This is a genomic window from Kribbella sp. NBC_00359, from assembly GCF_036097425.1.
Lineage (GTDB): Bacteria > Actinomycetota > Actinomycetes > Propionibacteriales > Kribbellaceae > Kribbella.
The window spans coordinates 7,744,064-7,763,720 of sequence record NZ_CP107975.1 but is presented as its reverse complement, the minus strand read 5'-3'; the positions used below and the strand labels follow the sequence as shown (position 1 = coordinate 7,763,720).

The following is a 19,657-nucleotide window of genomic DNA, read 5'->3' as shown; positions in this document are numbered from 1 at the left end:
GTGCGGTGTACGACCACGGTCTTACGCCGGGCTCACTCTTTTGGGTGAACTGACCCTGAGACACTTGGTTCCGGCCTGCGCCGGTGCGAGTCTTGAGCCATGGGTGTAGCGCAGCGCAGTCGACGGTGGTTGGTTCCGGTCGCGACGGTCGCCGTGGTGGCAGGTGTGGGGGCACTCGGGCCGGTTGTCGCCGATGCCTCGCCCAAGCTGCCAGGGATCACCGCGCAGGATCTGCTCGCCAAGGTGCAGACCGCGAAGGTGGACGGCCTGAGCGGCACCGTCCGCTCCGCCACGGATCTCGGCCTGCCCGCAATCCCTGGCATGCGCGGTGGCAGCAACCAGATCCTCGACCTGCTGAACGGCGAGCACACCGCCCGGGTGGCGTTCGCGAGCCCGGACAAGGCTCGGGTCTCGGTGCTCGACAACATGGCCGAGCGGGTGTGGACGACGGATGGCAAGACCGCCTGGGCGTACGACTCGTCCAAGCGTGAGGCCGTCAAGCTGACTGTCCCGGCGCACACGGCGAAGCCCGAGAAGGCCACGCCGCAGGACTACAACCCGCAGACGGTGGCCAAGCAGTTCCTGGACGCGATCGACCCGACCACCACGGTCGACGTGAGCGGCACGGAGAAGGTCGCCGGCCGGGATGCGTACAAGCTGCGCCTGGTGCCGAAGACGGACAAGTCGACCGTCGGCTCGGTCACGCTCGCGGTCGACTCGAAGACGTGGGTCCCGCTCGAGGTGACCGTGATGCCGCGCTCGGGGAACAACCCGGCCGTCCAGCTCGGGTTCTCCTCGGTGTCGTTCGACGTACCGGCTGCCAGCACGTTCGCGTTCACCCCGCCGCAGGGTGTGAAGGTGACGGAGCAGAAGGCGCCCGCGGCCGGCGAGATCCCGAAGCAGGGCACGCCGCCGAAGGCGATCGGCCCGAAGGGCGAGAAGCCGGGCAAGCCCGGTACGGCGAAGTCGGACGGACCGACCGTGATCGGTAAGGGCTGGGAGAGCGTCGCGATGGTGCGCGGCGTGACGGCCACCACCGGTAACGGAGCGCTGGACCAACTGCTGGCCAAGGCGCCGACCGTCCAGGGCTCGTGGGGTACGGGCAAGGTCCTCACCAGCAAGATGGTGAGCGCGCTGATCACCGACGACGGCCGCGTCTTCGTCGGCCTGGTCACCCCCGACACCCTGCAGGCCGCCGCAGCCAAGGCCCCCCGCTAACCGTGAGCACACCGACCCCGCCCCCTCCGCCGTCACCTCACGCAGCGGAGGGGGCCCCTCCATCGCCAGCACCCGAGACGGCGTCGAGCACCCCTCGCCCCGCCGACCCCACCCCGGCAACGGAGTCGGCCCGCTCGACCCCAACCTCCTCGGCGACGGAGTCAGCCTCCGCGAGTCCAACCCCGGCGACGGGGCGGGTTGTCGCGACGCCCCCGGCGTCGGCGACGCAGGCGGGTGGGAACCCGGTGGTGACTCGGGGGTTGACGAAGCGGTTCCGCGGGGGCCAGGTGGCGGTGGATGCGGTTGATCTCGAGGTGCCCGCGGGGAGTGTGTTCGGGTTTCTCGGGCCGAACGGGTCGGGGAAGACGACAACGATCCGGATGCTGCTCGGCCTGATCGCCCCCACGTCAGGCTCGGTCGAGCTGCTCGGCGAGCCGATGCCGAAGGCGCACCTCAGGGTCCTCCCGCGCGTCGGCGCGCTGGTCGAAGGCCCGGCGTTCTACCCGTTCTGGAGCGGCCAGGCCAACCTGCTCAGGTTCGACGCCGCCGACCGCACCGCCGATCCCCGGACCCGCAAGGCCCGCGCGGGTGAGGCGCTCGAACGGGTCGGCCTGTCGAACGCGGCCGGGAAGAAGCTCCGCGCGTACTCACTCGGGATGCGGCAGCGCCTCGCCATCGCGGTCGCGCTGATGCAGCGCCGCGAACTCCTCGTCCTGGACGAGCCGACCAACGGTCTCGACCCCCAGGGCACCCGCGAGGTGCGGCACCTGATCCGCGAGCTCGCCGCCGACGGCACCACGGTCTTCACCTCGACCCACCTGCTGGCCGAGGTCGAGCAGGTCTGCACCCACGCCGCCGTGATGAGCCGCGGCCGCCTGGTCCGCCAGTCCACCGTCGCCGACCTCCGCTCCGAGCTCCGGACGCGCCTGATCGTCCGTACGCCGGACTTGAGCCAGGCAGCCGAGACACTTCAAGGCATGGGCGTCACCGACGTCAGGACCACCGCCGAGACGGTCGAAGGCGACCCCGGCGAACTGCCGATCGAGAAGTTCGCCGCCGCGCTGGTCGCCGCCGACGTCCGCATCCACGGCTTCGGGCTGGAACGGCCGAGCCTGGAAGATGCCTTCGTCGCACTTACCGGGGAGGGCTTCGATGTCGCAGAGTAGTGCGGTGGCCGTCGCGGGGCCGGTGTCCGCCGGCCGCCATACCCTCGGGCTGTTCCGCTCAGAGTTGCGGCTCGTCTTCGGGCGGGCCCGCACCCAGGTCGGCCTCGGCGTCCTCGCGGCCGTCCCGCTGCTGATCGGGATCGCGGTCAAGCTCTCCGACTCCGAAGGTGGGACCGAGGGATTCCTCGGCCAGGTCGCCGGGAACGGGCTGTTCCTGATCGTCGCGAGTCTCGGGCTGTCGCTGCCGTTCTTCCTGCCGACGGCCGTGACAGTGATATCGGGGGAGTCGCTCGCGGGCGAGTCCAGCCTCGGCACCCTGCGGGTCCTGCTGACCGCGCCGGCCGGGCGCTCCCGGTTGCTCGCGGCCAAGATGGTCGCGCTCGCCGTGTTCTGTCTGGCCGCGACGATGACGATCTGGATCTCCGGTCTGATCGTCGGATTCGTGCTGTTCCCGGTCGGCGACGTGCTCCTGCTCTCCGGTACGACGGTCTCGCTCGGTGACGGCCTGCTCCGCGCCCTGGGGATCGCCGTGGTGATCTCGCTGTCGCTGCTCGGGCTCGCCGGGATCGGGCTGTTCGTGTCGTCGCTGACGTCGACCCCGCTGGCCGCGATGGCCGCCACGTTCGGCACGTTCATCGTGCTCGGCATCATGACCGCGATCCCGCAGATCCACGTGATCCACCCGTGGTTGCTGATGTACCGCTGGTCGTCGTTCGCCGACCTGTTGCGAGATCCGCCGTACTGGCATGACATCGGCCTCAACCTGCTGCTGCAGGCCGGCTATCTGGCTGTCTTCTACGCCGCCGCCTGGGCCCGGATCACCAGCCGCGACATCACCTGAGAGGCTGGGCCGGTGGAAGCCGACCTGGTAGCGGTTCTGCGCTGTCCCGTCTGCGGCGGCGCCCTCGCCCTGACCGACCGGACCGCGCACTGCCCGCGCGGCCACGCCTACGACCTGGCCAAGCAGGGCTACCTCAACTTGTTGCCCTCGGCATCCACCGGTATCGACGGCGACTCGGCCGGGATGATCGGCGCCCGGACCGTCTTCCTCGGCAGCGGCCACTACGCGCCGATCCGGGACGCGCTGATCCTAGCGGCCGCGGGTCTGCGTGACGACGACCTGGTGGTGGAAGTCGGCGCCGGCACCGCCTACTATCTGGCCGGCGTCCTCGGCACCGCAACCGGCCGGCGCGGGGTCGCCCTGGACGTTTCGCGGTACGCCGCCCGCCGCGCGGCAAGAGCGGATTCGCGGATCGGGTCGGTGGTGTGCGACGCCTGGCAGGAGCTGCCGCTGCTGGACGACTCGGCTCAGCTGATGCTGAACGTGTTCGCCCCGCGCAACGCCGCCGAGATGGCCCGGGTACTCGCGCCTGACGGCACACTGCTGGTGGTCACACCGAATCAGCAGCACCTTGCCGAGCTGGTCGGCGTACTGGGGCTGGTGACGGTGGACGAGGAGAAGGAGCGCCGGCTGCAGGAGTCGTTCGCCGGGGTGTTCGTCCGGTCCGGCAGCGAGGTGGTCGAGGAGACGATGCGGCTCGACCGAACAGCGGTCGAGCAGTTGGTGCTGATGACGCCGAGCGCGCGGCACGTGAACTACCGGGAGCTCACCGGGCGGCTCGCCGTACTCCCGGAACCGGCGATCGTCACGTTGTCGGTCACGCTGTCGACCTGGCGGCCCGTCTAGGCGGACTCCCGCCACTCACCAACCTTCCATCTCCCGAGCGGATCAGGTCGGGCCTCGGCCGGCACCGGCCGGCGGAAGGGTTTGGTGAGTGGCGGGAGTCCGCGACCTGTCAGGCGGCCTTGCCGACGAGCTCGCGGCCTACCACGGTGCCGTGTTCCTCGGCGGTGACGTGAGCGTCGGACTCGGAGACCTTGGAGGCGTCGATGAGCTCCTCCATGCCCGGGGTGACCGGGGCGAGGGTGAGCTCGGCGACGGCGGTCCGGATGTTCATGCCGAGGATGTCGCCGAAGACGCGCTCCAGGTACGGCGTTGCGTGGTCCCAGCCGTGCTTCGGGGTGCCGGGGCTGTAGCCGCCACCGCGAGCCAGCGTCAAGATGATCGGCCGGCCGGCCGTCGGGCTGGGACCGCGGACCAGTTCCTGGTCGATCAGCAGGAGGTCGATCCAGGTCTTCACGTGCTGTGCGATGCCGTAGTTGTACAGCGGTACGGCGAGCAGGATCGCGTCGGCGTTCTTGACCTCGGCCGCGAGCTGCTCGGCGAGCGCCTTCGCCTCCGCCACCGGCATGCCGTCGGCAGGGGACTCCTGGCCCAGCATGGCTCCGGCCAGGGCCGGCCAGGCGGTCGCGGGCAGCGGATGCAGCCCGAGGTCGCGCCGGACCACGACGCCGTCCGGGTGCTCCGCCTTCCAGGCGGCCTCCGCGCTGTCCGCCAGGGCGCGGGTCACCGATCCGTCCACGCGGATGCTCGCGTCGACGCGTAGCAGGGTGCTCATGTCGTAGATCTCCATCGGAGTGTGAGGGGGTTAGGCTGTTCTGAAGATAGTCTGTAAAGCAGAACATATTCAAGTCAGATCGTATTCCGAGTGGCGTACACCACGTACGATGGGGACGTGAGCAGTCCTTCACCCGAGGTCGCGACCCGGGCTACCCGAGAGGCCGAGACCGGGACCGCCAGTGGCGCGCCCGTGGAGTCCGACCTCGGTTGGGCGCTGGGCGTGGTGTTCCGGCGGTACGCGAAGGCGGCGGCCGCCGCGCTGGACGACCTACCGGGCGGGCCGCGGGGCTACCAGGTCCTGGCGACCACGAACTCCGAAGGCCCGAAGCGCCAGCTGGATCTGGCCGCGCTGCTCGGCGTGGACCGGACGGTGATGACGTATCTGCTCGACGACCTCGAGAAGGCGAGTCTGGTGCAGCGCCAGCCCGATCCGGCCGACCGGCGGGCGCGGCTGATCGTGCCGACCGAGCAGGGCCTGGAGACGCTCTGCGACCTCGAGCGCCGCCTGGCCACCGCAGAGCAGGAGGTGCTCGGCATCCTCGACGAGTCCGAGCGCTCCAGCTTCCGCCTGCTCCTGCAGCGGGTGGCGATGAGGGCCGACGCGATCGACCCGCTGCACAACGCGTGCGTCCTGGCCGACGACTCCGTCGACCTGGCCGACACCTAGGCCGACCGACTCAGCGCAGCGGCACGAAGCCTGACTCGTACGCGCGGATGACGGCCTGAGTGCGGTCCCGCGCGTTCAGCTTGGCCAGGACGTTGGCGACATGAGTCTTGACCGTCTGCAGGCCGAGGATCAGCTCCTCGGCGATCTCCGCATTCGACAGGCCGCGGGCCATCAACCGCAGCACCTCCTGCTCGCGATCGGTCAGCTGGTACTCGTCCAGGCCGGTCGGCCGGGATGCGTCCGTGCCCACGTGCGCCAGCGCGAGGGCCCGGATCGCCTCCGGGAACAACAGCGACTCGCTCCCGGCGACCGTGCGGATCGCGGCGATGATGTCGTCCGGCGGCGTCCGCTTCAGCAGGAACCCGGACGCGCCGGCGCGGAGTGCGTCGTACACGTAGTCGTCGTTCTCGAACGTCGTGACGACCAGGACGCGCGGCGCCGGGTCGAGGTTCTCCAGCAGCAACCGGGTCGCCTGGATGCCGTCCACGTGCGGCATCCGGACGTCCATCAGTACGACGTCGGGGCCGGTCCGGCGGACCACCGGCAGCACCTCGGCGCCGTCACCGGCCTCACCGACGACTGTCAGGTCGGGCTCGGCGTTGATGATGGCGCGCAGCCCGCTGCGGATCAGCGGCTCGTCGTCGACCACGACCACCGACAGGTTCATGTCATCCCTTCGTCGTCACGCTGACCGGCAACATGACTGCGAGCCGCCAGGTGTTCCCGGTCCGGCCGGCCTCCACGGTCCCGCGCAGTACGGCGACCCTTTCACGGATCCCGGCCAGTCCACGGCCGCCGCCCGCGTGGTCCGCCGGACCGTCGACCGGCCCGCTGACCGGGTTGGTCACGACGAGCCGCAGTCCGGTGGCGTCGAGCCGGATCGACAGGTCCACGCTGAGCGCACCGGCAGGGTGACCGGCGTGCCGGATCGCGTTGGTCAGGCCCTCCTGGATGATCCGGTACGCCTCCCGGGACAGCGCCGCCGGCAGCTGGTCGAGATCGCCGGAGCGTTCGAGCTCGACCGTGATCCCGCCGGCCCTGGTCGCGTCGACCAGCCGGTCGAGCTCGCCGAGGGTCGCCTGGGGAGTGGTCCGGGAACCCGGCCGCCGGTCGTCGCGGAGCAGGCCGAGGACATGGTCGAGGTCGGCCAGCGCGGCCCGGGCGGACGTCTCCATCGCGGCCAGCGCGGTCTCGGCGAACTCCGGATCGGTCGCCAGCACCCGGCGTGCGGCGGCGGCCTGGATGGTGACCAGACTGAGGGCGTGCCCGACGCTGTCGTGCAGCTCCCGGGCCAGACGGTTGCGCTCGGCAAGGGTTGCGGTCTGCCGCTCGAGCAGCTCGATCCGCTCCGCGGCGGTCGGGCCGAGGACGCGCGGCGCCAGGTGGGCGAGCAGCGCTCCGACCGCGGCGGACAGCATGAACAGCGCGACGATCCCGCCCAGCGCGGCCGCAGGCAGCCAGATGTCGGTCCAGGTGCCGCTGATGTCGTACGACATCCCGGGGACGATGTCGTGCGGGCCGGGGGAGCGGAACGGAGCCGCCAGCCACATCGCGCCGACCCCGAACACGATCGTGCTGAGGATGCCGACGACACCGCCGGCGACCAGGTGCAGGCAGAACCAGACCGCCGTACGCCGTCGCTGGGCTCCGGTCCGCGCCGGACCGAGCGGGCGCTCCTCGAACCGCACGTCGAGCAGCGACTCGACCGCGATGCCCTCGACCTCGCGCACCGCCGGCAGCATGCCGAGCACGAGCGGCGGCCCGGCCACCAGGATCGCTAGGACGATGCCGGCGGCAACATTCGGCAGCTGGAGGTCCTCGACCACCGAGCCGAGGGCACTGTCCACCAGGATGAACGCCAGGACCAGCGCGGCGCCGAGCAGCAGATAGACCCAGCGCAGGTACGTCGACGTCCGGACCAGGCTGGTCACCGCGTGTCCGGCGTACCACGCCCAGCGGCGCAGCGGCGACGTGGATCGGCGGCCCGGCTCGCGCGCGGGACGCGCCGACCCACGCACCAGTCCGTCCGTCACCCCCTCATCGTGTCAAATCCCGTCTCCGGCCACCTCCCTCCCCGGAGGGATCGCGGCGAACCCCTGGATCCGGCCCCCTGGGAGGGTGGCCTGAGGCGCCCGGAAGTGAGGGTTAACGCAAATTTGACGGGGTAGGGACGGGTTCGGAGCCGGTGGACGTCGCGATCTGCTGTCCGGACGGGTACGGTCTGTGGTCGGGGCGGGTGCCGGTCCGACCACGGACAGGTATGAGGAACGGCTCCAGGACAGGTGGCCGGTAGGCTCGGCGAGGATCGGCGTGGTGGATGTGAAATCACCGTGAAGTCCCCGGAGGGCCGATTGACCACCTTTCCATATTTGATGTTTGATCAAATATCGGACGAGAGAGGTCGATATGAGGTTGAGGCGTTCCGTCATCGCACTGGTGACGGTCCTGGGGCTCGCCCTGGTCAGTGCTTGCAACAGCGGTGACGACAAGAACAAGGCAGCGGACAGCGGCCTGACGAAGGTCAGCTACCTGACCTCGTTCAACACCTTCGGCCGGGAGGCCTACGCCTACGTGGCCCTGGACAAGGGCTACTTCAAGGACGCCGGCTTCGACGTCACGATCAACCCGGGCTCCGGCACGGTCGACGTGATGAAGCTGGTCGCCGGCGGCCAGGCCGACTACGGCATCGGCGACTTCACCGCGGTCGTCATCACCCTGGGCAAGCAGAAGCTGCCGGTCACCACGGTCGGGATGGTCCACCAGCGGTCGATGGCCGCGATCATGTCGCTCGAGGGCTATGGCATCAACACGCCGAAGGACCTGGTCGGCAAGCAGATCGGCGACCAGCCGGGCTCGACCAACACCGTGATGTTCCCGGTCTATGCCAATGCGGTCGGCATCGACCCGAACTCGGTCAAGTTCATCCCGTCGCCGCCGCCGGCGCTGCCGAACCTGCTCGCCACCAAGAAGGTCGACGGCATCGGCCAGTTCGTGGTCGGCCAGCCGCTGATCGAGAAGGCCGACCCGAAGCACCGCAAGGCGGTCACGCTGTCGTACGGCAAGGCGCTGCCGGACCTCTACGGCAACGCGATCATCACCCGCTCCGACCTGGCCAAGGACCACCCGGACCAGGTGAAGAAGTTCACCGGTGCGCTGCTCAAGGGCCTGCAGGACACCGTCGACGACCCGGCCGGGTCCGCGGCGATCCTGAAGAAGTACGTGCCGAACACCGATCTCGCGGTCGCCACCCAAGAGCTGACCATCATGAAGGACTACACCAAGCCGGCTGACTTCACCGGCCCGCTCGGTGAGGTCGACGTGGACCGGGTGAAGACGATCATCAAGCTGCTCGAGGCCGCGAAGGCGATCAAGCAGCCCGGCTCGGTCACTCCGGACGACGTGGTGACGGTCAGCCTGGCTCCGAAGGCCTGAGAATCCTGTCGATGATCCAGCTGGACGGTGTGGGGCAGGTCTTCGACGGACGCGAGGGCCAGGTCACGGCCCTCGAGAAGATCGACCTGCACGTCCGCGACGGCGAGTTCGTCACGCTGATCGGCCGGTCCGGGTGTGGCAAGTCCACCCTGCTCCGGCTGATCGCGGGACTCATCTCCCCGACGTCCGGTTCGGTCCAGGTGGCGGGCGAGCCCGTCACCGGGCCGCGCCGGGACGTCTCGTTCATGTTCCAGCGCCCGGCCCTGCTGCCGTGGCGGTCGGTGCTGTCCAACGTGATGCTCCCGGTCGAGATCGACGGCGGCGCCGGTGACCGGCGGGAGTCCCGGGGCCGGGCGGCGTACCGGGACCGGGCCCACGAGTTGCTCGAGATGGTCGGCCTGCAGGGGTTCGAGCGTCGGCTGCCGCACGAGCTGTCCGGCGGCATGCAGCAGCGCGTGTCGCTGTGCCGGTCGCTGATCCGCGACCCGCAGGTGATGCTGATGGACGAGCCGTTCTCCGCGCTCGACGCGCTGACCCGGACCGAGCTGTCCGAGGAACTGCAGCGGATCAAGATGGAGCTGTCCACCACCATCGTGTTCGTCACCCACTCGATCGAGGAGGCCATCGTGCTGGCCGACCGGGTGGTCGTGCTGACGCCGCGGCCGGGCCGGATGCGTGAGGTCGTCGACATCGACATCCCGCGGCCGCGCAGTCTCGGCCAGGACGCGCACCTGACCGAAGTTGCGCAGATCAGTGGCCGGCTGCACGGACTGCTGGCCGAGAAGACCGCGCAGCGCCCGGTCGACGAGGTGCGGCAGCGATGACCAAGCGCTCCTGGCTGACCAGCTCACCGGCCGCCGCCGTCGTCCTTCCGATCATCGGCCTGATCGGCGCGATCGCGCTGTGGTGGCTGGCCACGATCGTGTTCTCGATCGAGCCGTTCCTGCTGCCCAGCCCGGGTGATGTGATCAGCAAGTTCTCCGAGCAGCCGGTGTACCTGCTGAAGGAGACCGGGGTCTCGCTGCTGGAGACGATCGAGGGCTTCGTGCTGGCGATCGTGATCGGTGTGCCGATCGCGATCGTGATCGTCCGCTCGGCGGTCCTGGAGCGCCTGGTCTACCCGCTGCTGCTGATGGTGAACGCGATCCCGAAGATCGCGGTCGCGCCGCTGCTGGTGGTGTGGATGGGCTTCGGGCAGTTGCCCAAGGTTGTGATGGTGCTGCTGATGTGCTTCTTCCCGGTGGTCATCTCGACCGCACAGGGGATGAAGTCGACGCCGGTGGAACTGGTCGAGTTGCTCCGGTCGCTGAACGCGAGCCGGGCCCAGGAGTTCTTCAAGCTGCGGCTGCGCTACGCGATGCCGCAGATCTTCACGGGCTTGAAGGTGGCGATCTCGCTGGCGGTGATCGGTTCGGTGATCGCCGAGTTCGTCGGCGCCACCCGCGGTCTGGGCTACGTGATCCAGCAGTCCGGCGCGAGTGCCGACACCACGCTGGCATTCGCCGCGATCACTCTGCTGAGCATCATGAGCATCGTCCTGTTCTACAGCCTCGTCCTGCTCGAGCACCTCTTGCTTCCGTGGGCGCAGGAGACCCGATGACGGTACTTTTGGCCGGGCCTTCGGCGCCGGCGTGGTCATCGGGCCTTGGCTCCCGGCCTTCCCTCGTCGCTCCGGTCGCTCCGCTCCCTGCGCCCCTCAGTCCAGGCCGGGAGGCCCGATGACGGCTCAAGCCTCCGACGAGGATCGGCGTGTTCTGGTCCGGCCTGCGTGGCTGGAAGCGACTGTCTCGGCGGTCTTCAGTGCGCTCGGCTTCGACCCGGCCGACTCGGCGAAGATCGCCGCCGCGCTGGTCGAGGCCGACCTGCGCGGTGTGAGCTCGCACGGCGTCATGCTCGTCCCGATGTACGTCGAGCGCCTGAACGCCGGCGGCGTCACCCGCGAACGCGAGCTCGACATCCTGTACGACGCCGGCGCCGCGATGGTCGTGGACGCGCGCGGCGGCATGGGGCAACTGTCCAGCCCGCAAGCGATGGGGCACGCGATCGAGCGGGCCGGGCAGTTCGGCATCGGCCTGGTGTCGGTCCGCAACGCACATCACTTCGGAGCCGCCAGCCGCTGGGCCATGCAAGCCGGTCAGGCCGGGTGTATCGGTATCGCAATGTCCAACACCACGCCGTTGATGCCGGCCCCCGGCGGGGCCGAGCGGATCGTCGGCAACAACCCGCTGGCGATCGCCGTGCCGACGTCGGCCGGGGTGGAGATCGTGCTCGACATGGCCTTGTCGGCCGTTGCCCTGGGCAAGATCCGGCTGGCGGCGTCGGCCGGCCGGCCGATCCCGGACACCTGGGCGACCGACCCGTCGGGGATCCCGACCTCGGACCCGGAGGAGGCCGTGCTCGGGATGTTGCTGCCGGCTGCCGGTCACAAGGGCTTCGGACTCGCGCTGATGATCGACGTACTGACCGGCGTGCTGAGCGGCGGCGGCTGGGGCGACCAGGTCCGGCCGCTGTACCGGGAGCCGGACCGGCCGAACGACTGCGCCCACCTGTTCCTGGCCATCGATCCGGAGCTGATGGGTGGCGTGGAGAGCTTCCGGCGGCGCTCGTCCGGGCTGGCCGCGCGGGTCCGGGGCAGTGCGACGGCGCCCGGGGTGAACCGGCTGCATCTGCCGGGGGAGATCGAGGCGGAACGGGCAGCACATCAGCGGCGGCACGGCGTACTGATCGAGAGGTCGGGGCTGGACGGGCTGCTGGCGGCCGCGCGGGCGGTCGGTGCCGTCGTGCCGGCGGGAGGGTTACTGAGCTGATGGCGAAGACACAGGTTTCGACGACCGCGCTGCACACCCCGAACGGGGTGTTCTCGCAGGCGACCACGATCGAGGCGACCGGGCGGTTGGTGTTCGTCTCCGGGATGACCGCGCGGCGTCCGGACGGCGGTATCGCCGGCGTCGGCGACATCCGGAAGCAGACCCGGCAGGTGTGTGAGAACGTGCGGGCCGCGGTCCAGGCGGCCGGAGGCACGCTCGCGGACGTCTGCCGGGTGGATGTGTACGTGCGCAACATGGAGGACTTCGCGAAGATCCACGAGATCCGGGCGCAGTACTTCGCCGAACCGCTGCCGGCCTCGACCATGGTCGAGGTCAGCAAGCTCGCGCACCCCGACTATCTGATCGAGATCAACGCCATAGCGGTGATCTCATGACTGTGCTTTTGGCCGGGCCTTCGGCGCCGGCGGGTCATGGGGCCTTGGCTCCCGGCCTTCCCTCGTCGCTCCAGTCGCTTCGCTCCCTGCGCTCCTCAGTCCAGGCGGGGAGGCCCCATGACCGGGGTGATGTACGTGCGTGGTGTCGAGTGGACCTGAGATGAGCGGTCCCTTGGAGTTGCTCCCAGGTGGGGGTAAGGGTGGGCGTCGTACGCTCGCGGAGCATGCCGCGGCCGAGTTGCACCAGCTGATCCTGTCCGGTGAGCTTCCCAGCGGTACGCCGTTGCGCCTCGTGGAGCTGGCGAATCGGCTGGAGATGAGCCAGATGCCGGTCCGGGAAGGGCTCCGCCGACTCGAGGCGCTCGGACTGGTCGAGATCATCCCGCACCGCGGTGCGTGGGTGCGTGATCTGTCGGTGGAGGACTTGCGGGACACCCACGAGACCCGGCTGGCCCTGGAGTCGCTGGCAGTGCGTGCCGCCGCGGGGCGGTTCACCAGTGACGACTTCGAGAAGGCAGCGGCCGCACTGGCCGATCACCTCCAGCTCTCCCGCGCGCACGACTCGGCAGGTGCCAGGCAGGCGCATGCGGACTTCCACTTCGCCATCTACCGGGCGAGCGGGTCGCAGTGGTTGCCGCGAGCAATCGAGCCGGTCTGGCAGAACAGCGAGCGATACCGGTTCGGCAGCCGGCCCACCGCGTTCCTGATCGAGCGGAACCGGCAGGAGCACCAGGCCATCCTGGACGCCTGTCTCGCGCGCGACTCGGACGGGGCCGAGCAGGCGTTGCGCAACCACCTCGCCGGCGCGTTCCAGCGGATCACCGAGACTATGACGAGCCGGGCCGAGGGGAAGCAGCATGAGACGTCGAAGCAGAAGGAGACGTCATGAAGGTGAGCTTCGACGCGACCGGTGAGGTCGTGGTGATCACCGGTGGTGCGCAGGGCATCGGTGCGGCGCTGGCCGCGGCCGTGAACGCCGCCGGTGGTACGGCGGTGGTCTTCGACGTCGTGAAGCCGGCCGACGCAGGGGTCGAGTACGTCGAGGTCGACGTCGCGGACCGGTCATCGGTGCAGTCGGGTGTCTCGTCCGTCGTCCACCGCTACGGCCGGATCGACGGACTGGTCGCCGGAGCGGCCGTGCAGCCTCGGTCGCCGGTGCTGGAGATGGACCCGGCCGAGTGGACCAGGACTCTGCAGGTGAACCTCGACGGAGTGGTGTGGCCGTGCCAGGCCGTCGTACCGCACATGGTGGCGCGGCGGTCGGGATCGGTGGTCGTGTTCACATCGGGCATGGCTGTCACCGGGTACGCCGGTGCGGCGGCGTACGCGTCGAGCAAGGCCGCACTGATCGCCTTCGCGAAGACACTGGCCGCCGAAGTAGCTCAGCACCGGGTCCGCGTGAACGTGGTCGCGCCGGGCGTCATCGACACCGAGCAGTTCCGTACTGCGAACGCGGGTGCGGACCGGGAGCACTGGCACGCCACCATAGGTATCGGCGACCCCGAGGACGTGGTTGGCCCGTTGCTGTTCCTGCTGTCCGACGCGGCCGCGATGACCGGGTCGGTGCTGACCCGGGAACGTGCCTTTGCCAAGCTCACGAGGTTTGCGGAGTGATGAGTGACTGACCAGCTTCCCGTCGCGGTAGTCGGTGCCGGACCGATCGGCCTCACCACGGCCCTCGGCCTGGCGCACTACGGCGTACCGTTCGTGCTGCTCGAGGAGGACGCCGTCCTGTCCTCGGACACCAAGGCCGGTACGACGCTCAGCCGGACACTGGAGATCTGGAACCGGTACGGGGCCGTCGACGGGATCCTGGCGGCCGCACTGCGGATCGACGAGATCGGTGACATCGACCGGGCCACCAACACGCCCCGGGCGTCGGTGCAGCTGGCGGAGCTGGTCAACGACACGCAGTTCCCGTTCGTGATCAACCTGCCGCAGCAGAAGATGGAGCCGATCCTCGCGGCGGCGCTGGAGCAGCCGGTGCTGACCCGGCACCGCCTGCTGTCGTTCGACGTCCTGGACGACCGCGTCGTGCTGCACGTGGAGACGCCGGACGGGCCGCGGGACATCGAGGCCTCGCATCTGCTCGCGTGTGACGGTGGCCGGAGCAAGATCCGCGACGCGCTCGGTGTGAAGGTGGTGGGGGAGACCCTGCCCGAGCGGTACATGCTGATCGACGTCCTGGTGGATCTGGACGTCACCAACGCGCGCGACTACCCGTACCTCGCGTACTTCGCGGACCGGTCCGAGTGGATGGTGCTGATCCGGCAGCCCGACAACTGGCGCTTCCTGTTCCCGCTCGCTGCCGGGGCAGAGCCGCCGGACGACGAGGACCTGCTGGTGAAGGTTAAGCAGTTCATCGGCGAGGTGGACCGGATCGAGCTGATGGGGTCGGTGGTCTACAACGTGCACCACCGAGTCGCCGAGCAGTGGACCAAGAACCGCAAGGTGTTCCTGATGGGCGACGCGGCGCACCTGATCACGCCGATGTGGGCACTGGGTCTCAACACGGGTGCGCTGGACGCGTCGAACCTGCCGTGGCGCCTGGCGTGGGTGCTGCGTGGCTGGGCGGAGCCCTCGCTGCTGGACGGGTACGAGCAGGAGCAGCGGCCGGTGGCGATCGAGGGCTCGGGTGAGATGGCCGAAGCCGCCCGCAAGTACATGGCGCAGCAGCGTGGTGCCGTCACCGAGGACACGGGTGCTTGGGCGACGGCGTACAACCGCACGCTGCTGAGTGTCCGGCTCGACGTGGAAGGTGTGGGCGACTGGTCGATGGTGGCGACCAGCGCCGAACCTCCGGCCGTCCGTGCGGGTGACCGAGCCCCTGACGTGGTCCTGCAGAGTCCGACCGGCCGGACCACGATCCACGACCTGTGCCGGGACTCGTTCGTCGCGCTGTACTTCACCGACGTACGGCGGCGTCCGGACATCCCGGTGAACGACTCGCCGGCGTTGAAGCACTACGCCGTCTCCAGGTGGGACGCACCGCACGACTCCGGCCTGCGGGACCGCGCTCTGTTCGATCCGGGCAGCGTTGCCACGAACAGGTACGGCGTACCGCCGGAGAGCGTCGTACTGGTTCGGCCGGATGGACACATCGCTGCCGTGGCTCCGCTGGCCGCCGGTGTGGCCGAGGAGCTGTACAGCCACATCACTGGCCGCCCCTTGCCCCGGGAGGTCTCGTGACTTTCGACGAGCCGCTGCGAGAGGTGTTGCTGCAGACAGCGGACCTGGAGTGGGTGGAGAAGTCACTCGCCGGGCTGTCGCACAAGATGCTGTGGCGCGACCCGGAGACCGAGGCGTCGATCGCACTCGTGCGGTTCGAGCAGGGGTCGGGGATCCCGTCGGAGCACAAGCACGCGTCGAACCAGTTCATGTTCTGCCTGTCCGGGCGGTACGTGTACCTGCCGACCGGGACGACCCTGACCAAGGGCAGCTTCTACTGGAACCCCAAGGGGTGCGCGCACGGGCCGACGCTCGCCGAGGAGACCTCGATCCTGCTGGAGGTGTACGACGGCCCGCACTACCCGGAGCGGCCGGAGTTCTACGACAACGACGAGGACGCTCGCTGACATGGCCGGCTGGGACGTCCACACGCACCTGATTCCGCCGACCGTGCTGACGGCGGCGCACCGCGGTGAGTTCGGTCTGTCGATCGACAGCGGCCAGCTGGTGGTCGACGGGCAGCGGCTGCCGTTGGGGCGCCTGGCTGACCCGGCTGCATTGCTGCAGTGGATCGCCGACCAGGAGTTGGACGGTGCTGTGGTGTCCGTTCCGCCGGCACTGTTCCGGTACGACGCCGGCGTGGAGTGGGCCGAGCTGGTGAACCAGGGCCTTCGGGAGCTCGTCACACCCCAGCTGCGCGTCCTCGGCCAGCTGCCACTGCTCGATCCGTCCGCACCGGCGGTGGCCGCGGACCTGGCCGGTGAAGGTGTCTTCAGCGGCTTCGCCCTCGGTACGCCGAGCTACGCGGGACTGGATCCGGTGTGGCGGGTGCTGCACGAGCTGGAGGCGTTCACTCTTGTTCATCCGGGTCCCAGTGACGACAAGCGGCTCGATTCGTTCTACTTGTCGAATCTGTTGGGGAATCCGTACGAGACCGGGGTGGCCGCGGCGTCGCTGGTCTTCGCGGATGTGCCGGGGCGGTTTCCCGGGATCCGGTTCTGCTTGTGCCATGGGGGTGGTGTGACGGCGACGCTGGCCGGACGGTGGCAGCGCGGCATCGATCAGGCCCGGCCGGGGATCGAACCGCTGTCCTTGTCGGTGGGGGACGCGCTGCGCCGGTTCTACGTCGACGATCTGGTGCACGACGACGCCGTACTGGAGCTGCTGACCAAGACGTTCGGGGCCGAGCGGGTGCTGGCCGGAAGCGACTGGCCGTTCCCGATGGGCAGTGACGTGGTGTCGGCCGCGCGGTCCGGCGTGGCCGAGGAACTGACCAGGCCGCTGGCGAAGGAGGTTGTCGCTTCGTGAGACAACGCTTTCAGCAGCGCCATGGTGTGATCAGATATCAAATTGTGAACGGGGTGGAGACGTGAGTACACGGGGGATCGTGCTGCGGTGTCATGGGCCTGGAGAGCAGTTGAAGGCCGAGGAGATCGAGCTCGTCGCCGAGGCGGGCGAGACGCTGGTGGAGATGCGGCTGGCCGCGGTGACCCAGCAGGACAGGTCGGCGCTGGCGGGCAAGCAGCCCAGTACGCCGTTCACGCCGGGCTCGGAGGGAGCCGGGGTCGTGGTCAGCTCTGACGTGTTCGAGGCCGGCACTGCAGTGGTGGTTCGGGGCGATGGCGTCGGGGTGACCAGGCCCGGTCTGTGGGGCCGGTACGCCGTCGTACCGGATGCCGCCGTACATCGTCTGCCGTCGAGTCTGGAGCCGACGGCCGCTGTCGCGTTGCTGACACCTGTGCTGACGGCCCATACCGCCGTACGACGCGTTGCCGAGGTAGCCGAGGGCGAGACGGTCGTGGTCACCGGGATCACGAGTCTGCTCGGTCGGCTGTGTGCCGCGGTGGCCCGGTCGGCCGGGGCGGCCAAGGTGATCGGACTGGCGTGGACTGGTGAGTCCGTCGAGTCCGCGGCCGGGTTGGTCGACCAGATCGTCCGGGTGGACTCGCTGGGGCAGGTCGGTCGCGAGCTGTCCTGGTGTGACGCTGCCATCGACACAGTTGGTGGTCCGGTGACCAGTGGGGTGCTCGGGCACATCAGTCCGGGCGGACGGGTCGCCGTACTGGGTTATCACGCCGGTGAGTTCGCCACGATCGATCTGCATCAGCTGATCGGCCGGGACCTGCGAGTGCTGCCGGTGAATCTGCAGCGGACCAACCTCGAGCCCGGTGCGGTCGCTCAGGCGCTCGCGGATGTCGCGACGGCGCAGTGGCGACCGGAGTTCGAACTGCTGCCCGCGGACCGTGTCGGTGAGGTGTTGGATCCGCAAGCAGGACGGGTTCTGCTGGACCTGACGACGCTGAGCTGACTGCCCCCTGTGGGCTGGGTGGCCTAGACCACACAGGGTTGTCAGAGCCTCCACTGGGCAATCTCTCGTCGGAGTGCCCGTGATACCCCGAGGGGCGGCTACGGTTACCTCCCAGAGTTGTATGCAATGAAGGAGAGAGGCAGCCCGCAACCGATGACCCGACGACTCGAGCTCACACCTGGGGGACCGACCGGCCGTCGTACTCTCGCCGAGGAAGCCGCCGCCGAGCTGCACGAGCTCATCCTGTCCGGCGAACTTCCCAGCGGTACGCCGCTCCGGTTGGAGGAGCTCGCGAAGCGCCTCGACATGAGCCAGATGCCGATCCGGGAAGGACTGCGGCGGATGGCGGCGCTCGGGCTGGTCGAGATCGTTCCGCACAAGGGCGCCTGGGTGCGCGAGCTGTCGATCGAGGATCTGCGCGACACCCACGCGACCCGGCTGGCGCTGGAGTCGCTCGCGGTCCGGGCGGCCGCGACCCGGTTCGCCGAGTCGGATGCGACCCTCGCCCGGGCCGCACTGGCCGAGCATGTCCGGCTGTCGAAGCTCGGCGACAACATCGCGTCCCGGCAGGCGCACACCGAGTTCCACTTCGCCATCTACCGGGCCGGCGGCTCGCGCTGGCTGCCACGGGCGATCGAGCCGGTCTGGCAGAACAGTGAGCGCTACCGGTTCGGCTCCCGGCAGACCAAGGCGCGGATCGAACAGACCCGGCGCGAGCACCAGGCCATCCTCGACGCCTGCGTCGCGCACGACGAGGAGGGCGCGGAGGCGGCTCTGCGCGAACACCTCGAAGGCGCCATGCAGCGCATCACCGAGACGATGGAGCGCCGCTCCGCCAAGCCGTGAGCACCTCGAACCGGTCCTGCTGCCAGCCGGACGCGTCGAACACCGCCCTCAGCAGCACTCCGTCCCCGCGACCGCCGTACGTCGTGACGAGGTCGGGGAGCGACTGAGTCCCGAGGCCGTCGTAGTACTGGTCGAGTGCTTGGCGCCGGCGCAGCTCCGGTACACCGGAGATCTCCTCCAGCGGTGTGCCGTCGTCGCATCCGGTGACACGGCCTGACCCGATCGACTCACCTGGCAACAGCTCCCGCACGAGTCGCTCACCCGCACGGACGTCCTGGGCTCGCAGCCGTGCGCCCAGCGCCCGGCACGGCCGGTCCTTCAGAGCGAGTCGGACGGCTTGTGAGATCGCGATGTGGTCCGGGTGGCCGGTGAGGCCGTCACTGCCGACGGTCAGCAGCAGTTGCGGCGAGAGCTCGTCGATGGCCCGCGCGATCTCCTCCGCGACCGCACCGGGCTCAGCGCGGGCCAGTGTGCGGGGTCCGTTGACTCCTCCGTCGTCGATCCACCGGTCCGCGTCGCTGAGCCAGCCCCACTCGTCGATCCCGAGCAGTGCGCACGACGCGGGGAGGTGGTCCGCAGTGCCATGCCATCCCTGCGTGGCAACGCGCAGGACGACCCGCCAGCCGGCGTCGTGCAGCACCCAGGTCGCGGCGCCGGTGGCGAACGCCTCGTCGTCCGGGTGGGCGTGGACGACGAGCGCCGTACGCACGTCAGTCGGCAAGGCGGGCCGGGAAGCCGCCGGTGGCGACCGGGCTCCAGCGGTCCGGAGTGATGCGGATCAGGCACTTGCCCTGGGTGCGCATGGCCTCGCGGTACTCGTCCCAGTCCGGGTGCTCGCCCGAGATCGAGCGGTAGTAGTCGACCAGGGGCTCCACCGCGTCCGGCAGCTCGATGACCTCGCCGCTGCCGTCCACCTGGACCCACGCGCCGTTCCAGTCGTCCGACAGCACGAGGACGCCGGCCCGCCCCGCACGCTTCACGTTGGTGCTCTTGGCCCGCTCCGGGTACGACGAGATGACGATGCGGCCCTCGGGGTCGACACCGCCCGACACCGGCGACGCCTGCGGCGTACCGTCCGCCCGGGTGGTGATCAGCAGCATGTGGTGACGGGGCCGGACGAACTCCAGCAGTCCCTCGAGGTCGACCTTGGTGTTGGTGGCAATAGTCCTCGGCATGCCTCCACCCTATG

Annotated in this window: 22 protein-coding genes; 17 read left to right on the top strand and 5 right to left on the bottom strand. The window is 69.6% G+C overall.

Features of this window, described 5'->3' with window-relative positions; all coding sequences use genetic code 11:
- Positions 1-99: 99 nt before the first annotated feature.
- From OG876_RS37760 to OG876_RS37745, 4 genes are all read left to right on the top strand, one after another.
- On the top strand, positions 100-1,218 hold the full coding sequence (locus OG876_RS37760) for a LolA family protein (protein ID WP_328521510.1): 1,119 nt from the start codon (positions 100-102) through the stop codon (positions 1,216-1,218).
- Between the two features lie 260 nt (positions 1,219-1,478).
- A complete protein-coding gene (locus tag OG876_RS37755; protein WP_328521509.1) occupies positions 1,479-2,384 on the top strand; it encodes an ABC transporter ATP-binding protein in 906 nt (301 codons plus the stop codon).
- Complete coding sequence (locus OG876_RS37750) at positions 2,371-3,225, top strand: ABC transporter permease (RefSeq protein ID WP_328521508.1); 855 nt, start codon at positions 2,371-2,373, stop codon at positions 3,223-3,225. Before OG876_RS37755 ends, OG876_RS37750 begins: the two co-directional genes overlap by 14 nt.
- A 12-nt stretch (positions 3,226-3,237) precedes the next feature.
- Entirely contained in the window at positions 3,238-4,071 is an 834-nt protein-coding gene (locus tag OG876_RS37745) for a putative RNA methyltransferase (protein ID WP_328521507.1), read from the top strand.
- Positions 4,072-4,180: 109 nt separating this feature from the next.
- On the opposite strand, the gene OG876_RS37740 is transcribed toward OG876_RS37745, so the two are convergent.
- Positions 4,181-4,858, bottom strand: coding sequence for an FMN-dependent NADH-azoreductase (locus tag OG876_RS37740; protein WP_328521506.1), 678 nt, complete (start codon positions 4,856-4,858; stop codon positions 4,181-4,183).
- A 102-nt stretch (positions 4,859-4,960) separates the two neighbouring features.
- On the opposite strand from OG876_RS37740, the gene OG876_RS37735 reads away from it, so the two are divergent.
- Positions 4,961-5,512 carry a MarR family winged helix-turn-helix transcriptional regulator gene (locus OG876_RS37735; RefSeq protein ID WP_328521505.1) on the top strand — a complete coding sequence of 184 codons (552 nt, stop codon included), beginning with the start codon at positions 4,961-4,963 and terminating at the stop codon, positions 5,510-5,512.
- A 10-nt stretch (positions 5,513-5,522) separates the two neighbouring features.
- Here OG876_RS37735 and OG876_RS37730 read toward each other — a convergent pair whose 3' ends face one another.
- On the bottom strand, positions 5,523-6,179 hold the full coding sequence (locus OG876_RS37730) for a response regulator transcription factor (protein WP_328521504.1): 657 nt from the start codon (positions 6,177-6,179) through the stop codon (positions 5,523-5,525).
- Between the two features lies 1 nt (position 6,180).
- Positions 6,181-7,545: a sensor histidine kinase gene (locus tag OG876_RS37725; RefSeq protein ID WP_328521503.1), complete on the bottom strand. Its 1,365-nt coding sequence runs from the start codon at positions 7,543-7,545 to the stop codon at positions 6,181-6,183.
- A 373-nt stretch (positions 7,546-7,918) separates the two neighbouring features.
- Between OG876_RS37725 and OG876_RS37720 the strand changes: the two genes are divergently transcribed.
- The 12 genes from OG876_RS37720 to OG876_RS37665 all read left to right on the top strand — a co-directional run bounded on the left by OG876_RS37720 (position 7,919) and on the right by OG876_RS37665 (position 18,468).
- Entirely contained in the window at positions 7,919-8,944 is a 1,026-nt protein-coding gene (locus tag OG876_RS37720) for an ABC transporter substrate-binding protein (protein ID WP_328521502.1), read from the top strand.
- 11 nt (positions 8,945-8,955) lie between these two features.
- The gene (locus OG876_RS37715; protein ID WP_328521501.1) at positions 8,956-9,768 is read left to right on the top strand and encodes an ABC transporter ATP-binding protein; all 813 of its coding nucleotides are present in this window, start codon (positions 8,956-8,958) and stop codon (positions 9,766-9,768) included.
- The gene (locus tag OG876_RS37710) at positions 9,765-10,544 is read left to right on the top strand and encodes an ABC transporter permease (protein WP_328521500.1); all 780 of its coding nucleotides are present in this window, start codon (positions 9,765-9,767) and stop codon (positions 10,542-10,544) included. Before OG876_RS37715 ends, OG876_RS37710 begins: the two co-directional genes overlap by 4 nt.
- Before the next feature lie 118 nt (positions 10,545-10,662).
- Entirely contained in the window at positions 10,663-11,751 is a 1,089-nt protein-coding gene (locus tag OG876_RS37705; protein WP_328521499.1) for an Ldh family oxidoreductase, read from the top strand.
- The gene (locus OG876_RS37700) at positions 11,751-12,146 is read left to right on the top strand and encodes a RidA family protein (RefSeq protein ID WP_328521498.1); all 396 of its coding nucleotides are present in this window, start codon (positions 11,751-11,753) and stop codon (positions 12,144-12,146) included. Before OG876_RS37705 ends, OG876_RS37700 begins: the two co-directional genes overlap by 1 nt.
- Positions 12,147-12,306: 160 nt before the next feature.
- Positions 12,307-13,035: a GntR family transcriptional regulator gene (locus tag OG876_RS37695; RefSeq protein WP_328521497.1), complete on the top strand. Its 729-nt coding sequence runs from the start codon at positions 12,307-12,309 to the stop codon at positions 13,033-13,035.
- Positions 13,032-13,760, top strand: coding sequence for an SDR family NAD(P)-dependent oxidoreductase (locus OG876_RS37690; RefSeq protein ID WP_328521496.1), 729 nt, complete (start codon positions 13,032-13,034; stop codon positions 13,758-13,760). Before OG876_RS37695 ends, OG876_RS37690 begins: the two co-directional genes overlap by 4 nt.
- Positions 13,761-13,763: 3 nt before the next feature.
- Entirely contained in the window at positions 13,764-15,335 is a 1,572-nt protein-coding gene (locus OG876_RS37685; RefSeq protein ID WP_328521495.1) for an FAD-dependent monooxygenase, read from the top strand.
- Complete coding sequence (locus OG876_RS37680; RefSeq protein ID WP_328521494.1) at positions 15,332-15,721, top strand: cupin domain-containing protein; 390 nt, start codon at positions 15,332-15,334, stop codon at positions 15,719-15,721. Before OG876_RS37685 ends, OG876_RS37680 begins: the two co-directional genes overlap by 4 nt.
- A gap of 1 nt (position 15,722) precedes the next feature.
- Positions 15,723-16,622, top strand: a complete 900-nt coding sequence (locus OG876_RS37675) for an amidohydrolase family protein (protein WP_328521493.1) — start codon at positions 15,723-15,725, stop codon at positions 16,620-16,622.
- Between the two features lie 61 nt (positions 16,623-16,683).
- Positions 16,684-17,622, top strand: coding sequence for a zinc-binding alcohol dehydrogenase family protein (locus OG876_RS37670; protein ID WP_328521492.1), 939 nt, complete (start codon positions 16,684-16,686; stop codon positions 17,620-17,622).
- A 153-nt stretch (positions 17,623-17,775) separates the two neighbouring features.
- Entirely contained in the window at positions 17,776-18,468 is a 693-nt protein-coding gene (locus OG876_RS37665; RefSeq protein WP_328521491.1) for a GntR family transcriptional regulator, read from the top strand.
- Here OG876_RS37665 and OG876_RS37660 read toward each other — a convergent pair.
- Together OG876_RS37660 and OG876_RS37655 are read right to left on the bottom strand one after the other, a co-directional pair.
- Complete coding sequence (locus tag OG876_RS37660) at positions 18,431-19,189, bottom strand: PIG-L deacetylase family protein (protein ID WP_328521490.1); 759 nt, start codon at positions 19,187-19,189, stop codon at positions 18,431-18,433. The genes OG876_RS37665 and OG876_RS37660 overlap by 38 nt on opposite strands.
- The gene (locus tag OG876_RS37655; protein ID WP_328521489.1) at positions 19,179-19,643 is read right to left on the bottom strand and encodes a PPOX class F420-dependent oxidoreductase; all 465 of its coding nucleotides are present in this window, start codon (positions 19,641-19,643) and stop codon (positions 19,179-19,181) included. The genes OG876_RS37660 and OG876_RS37655 overlap by 11 nt, the downstream gene beginning before the upstream one ends.
- Between the last annotated feature and the right edge of the window lie 14 nt (positions 19,644-19,657).